The following is a 3,240-nucleotide window of genomic DNA, read 5'->3' as shown; positions in this document are numbered from 1 at the left end:
CCGTTTAACTACAGTGGTATGTTGGATAATGCCTATGGTGACAAGCGGTATGAACTGTCGAATCATCTGGGGAATGTTCTCCAGGTGATTACAGACCGCAAGCTTCCGGAGAATGACGGAACAAACCATGTAGCACACTACCTGGCGGATGTGGTGAGTTACAGTGATTATTTTCCGTATGGTATGCAAATGCCAGGAAGGAATGGAAATGATGGGGATGGGTACAGGTATGGATTCCAAAATCAGGAAATTGACAACGAAATTAAAGGAACAGGAAACTCTGTAAACTACAAATACAGAATGCATGATCCTAGAATCGGTAGGTTCTTTGCTGTGGATCCACTTGCAAGGGACTACCCTTGGAATAGTCCGTATGCGTTTAGTGAGAATAATGTTATTCATGCTATTGAATTAGAAGGGTTAGAAATGTTTATTATTCATGGAACCAAACAATCAAAAAGTGACAATTTCGATGACAATACAATAAAACAGTTGGAACGTGTTGGCGGAAATAAAACTACAGACAAGGGATTCAGCTGGGGAGGATTTTCAATGCAACTTAATACAAGAGAATTCCATCGTAAAATAGCTTCGATAAATTTGGCAAATCATGTTATTGAGCAAAGGAATGAACTAATGAAAACAGGGAAGATAACGGAGGATGAACCCATCACTTTAGTAGGTTATAGCCACGGAGGAAATGTTGCGATTCAAGCAGCAGATTACATCTATGAATTATCAGGAATAAAGGTCAATATAATAACAGTTGCCACCCCAGCATATAATGATGAAAGTCAGGAAGATCCGGCAACAAAAGAAGGTATTTTAAGGCATATCCATTTATATTCAGAATATGACGGTGTAGACGCTATGGCTGGAGCCGATGAGACATATAACAACAAATCGAGCATTAATTATAAAGTTAGCAAAGACTATATTCCTAATGAAGGTAGTATTGATACTCATATTAATATGGGAGATAAAACAAAAAACAAAAAACTGGGTGATTTTATAAAAGAAAAGGTTGGACAAATGAAAGATAGAAGAGAATTTAAAAAAGAGAAATAATTTATGAAAATTAAAGGGTGGGGATATTGGTTTTTGACATGTATTATTGCCAGTTCAATTTATAGCTATTTGTTTACAAAGAATATCAATTCAAGCGGGGCATTTAGTTTTAATTTTTCAGATTCAATAGTGATTTTTTTAATCTTATTTATTTTGAGTATAATCCTTTCGACGCCATTGATGCTTCTAATGAGATACATTTACAGCAGATATAGATCAAGCAGAATGGGATTTTTTATTCAAAATTTAACCTTACTCTTATATTCCATTTTATTCTTAATTACTGTTATGTTATTGAGTTTGACTGATCTGAATGATGGAATGGAAATTGTCGTTCCATATATTGGAACAGGTTTTGTCGCTTTAAATTTATATCTGTTTATCCAAATGAAAGAAAAAAGACTGGACGAAAGTTCACTTTTGGACAGGTAATGGGGGTAGTGTGTCAAATGGGGGTCGCGTATCAGATTAGCAGGTAAAAATTTAATTTCCTGTTTTACAAATTTTTATATTCTTTGAAAGCCAAAAAAGACCCCAAAAAGCATTTTTTCAGGTGGGGTTTAACTTATTTTGTATGGAGTTCGTTCGTTAAAATTGATTTATTTGCAAATTTTTTATCAAGTGTATCAGATTAGCAGGTGAAATCATTTAACAGGTGGTAGGAATTCACGAATACACTATGAACCCCAAAGAATATGGAATGTTTGAGATGTTCGTCTTCCTGTATAAAAGCAGGAAAGCAACAAAATGGGAAGCAACGTTATTACTGCAAAAAATGCTCCCGTTATTTGCAAGAGGAATACAATTATAATGCATACAAGTATGATATTCACGATCAATTTTCAAGAATGTCACGTTTGGGATGTGGTATAAACAAGATGGCTTCTTTTTTGAAAATCAGCATCAATACGTTACAAAAGTGGATTGGGAAAGCAAACAATTTACAACCTGAATCAAATTTAGAATCAGGTTGTATTTATGACATTGATGAAATCCAAACATGCGTTGGAAGAAAGGCCGATAAAATCTGGATTACTTACGGCTGGAATGTTAAAAGACGAATAGCAGTTGCGTTACATGTAGGAAGCATAAGTTCAGAAGATTTGCGAAATGTAACCTCCAAAGTCATTGCATTATCTCCCTCGAACGTAAATACAGATAATTACGTCGCTTACCCGAATTTATTGAAGGAAACCAATCACAGAAAAGGCAAACGAAAAGCAAATTACATTGAACGGCAGCATGTAAATCTTCGAAAAGACATTGCTTGTTTGAATCAGAAAACAATGTGCTATTCAAAAAACAGTGAGATGCTGAAAGCGCGGTTGAAATGGTATTTTTGGGGAGAAATAAATCCATACTTTTTTCTTAAAAAGAACTGATCATCCCGTATCATTTTTTTGAAAGGTGTTTAATAACTTTTTCATTTGTGTAGCCTTCCTCTTTTAAGAACAAGAAAAAATGGAGGATGTATTTTTTATATGGAGCAGGAAATTCAAAGTCATACTGTGTATGATTATAAAATCTGCTAACAACGTCACCGGGCAAAATGTTTTTTATTTCCAGGTGTTTTGTATATCCGTACAGGTATTCAATCATCCACCAAAGTGTTCCTTCATACTTTCGTTTTGTATCCTCTGAAAACGCTAATTGATTGATAAAATCATCTTTCATTTTTTCCAATGTTTCCCGAAATTGATCTTTACAATCCCAATATTCTTGTTCCGTCATTTTGTAATGTGATTATACAGGATAAAGGTATTAATAAACTTTTCGAAGACAAAATACCTGCCCCGCCGTAGGGTGGCAGCTTGCGAAGGAATTTGCTGTTTGTTTTGGCTTGGAGGGAGTAAATTTACCAGTGGAAAGCCAGTAAAAACACTAGCAAAGACCGAGCAACTATAACCCGTAGACGGAACAGGCAGCCAGCAATCTTTACGGAAACATCCGCAGTATGTTTACCGCACTTTCAGATGAAAACGAATCGACATTGGGAACACACCAAACGAATTATACGTACGATCAGTTGAACCGCATCAAATCGATGGAAGGATATAACCGGGTGCTTTCCCAGAATCCGACATCTTCGGGGTACTCGAGCAATTACAGTTTTGATGCCAACGGGAATTTAGCAAGCCTGCAGCGCTATGCAAAAGATGGGAATGGAGTGAG

Annotated in this window: 4 protein-coding genes; 3 read left to right on the top strand and 1 reads right to left on the bottom strand. The window is 35.9% G+C overall.

Going from position 1 to position 3,240, the window contains the following annotated elements; all coding sequences use genetic code 11:
- Window positions 1-1,068 (top strand): RHS repeat-associated core domain-containing protein (locus tag H9Y05_RS16070; protein WP_317170311.1); only part of this gene is annotated, 1,068 nt, incomplete at its 5' end.
- Between the two features lie 695 nt (window positions 1,069-1,763).
- A complete protein-coding gene (locus tag H9Y05_RS16065) occupies window positions 1,764-2,450 on the top strand; it encodes an IS1 family transposase (protein ID WP_216714886.1) in 687 nt (228 codons plus the stop codon).
- A gap of 10 nt (window positions 2,451-2,460) precedes the next feature.
- Here the strand turns inward: H9Y05_RS16065 and H9Y05_RS16060 are convergent, their stop codons facing one another.
- Complete coding sequence (locus H9Y05_RS16060; RefSeq protein ID WP_216714885.1) at window positions 2,461-2,799, bottom strand: hypothetical protein; 339 nt, start codon at window positions 2,797-2,799, stop codon at window positions 2,461-2,463.
- A gap of 223 nt (window positions 2,800-3,022) precedes the next feature.
- On the opposite strand from H9Y05_RS16060, the gene H9Y05_RS16055 reads away from it, so the two are divergent.
- A partial coding sequence (locus H9Y05_RS16055; protein WP_216714884.1) for a hypothetical protein occupies window positions 3,023-3,240 on the top strand: 218 nt, incomplete at its 3' end.

Source organism: Taishania pollutisoli (assembly GCF_014518315.1).
Classification (GTDB): domain Bacteria; phylum Bacteroidota; class Bacteroidia; order Flavobacteriales_D; family Crocinitomicaceae; genus Taishania; species Taishania pollutisoli.
This window is presented reverse-complemented; position numbering and strand designations above follow the sequence as displayed.

What these genes read in the sequence shown, in the direction of transcription:
- H9Y05_RS16065 (WP_216714886.1), top strand. Translation starts at nt 1,764, where the DNA reads ATGGAATGTTTGAGATGTTCGTCTTCCTGTATAAAAGCAGGAAAGCAA.
- H9Y05_RS16060 (WP_216714885.1), bottom strand. Translation starts at nt 2,799, where the DNA reads ATGACGGAACAAGAATATTGGGATTGTAAAGATCAATTTCGGGAAACA.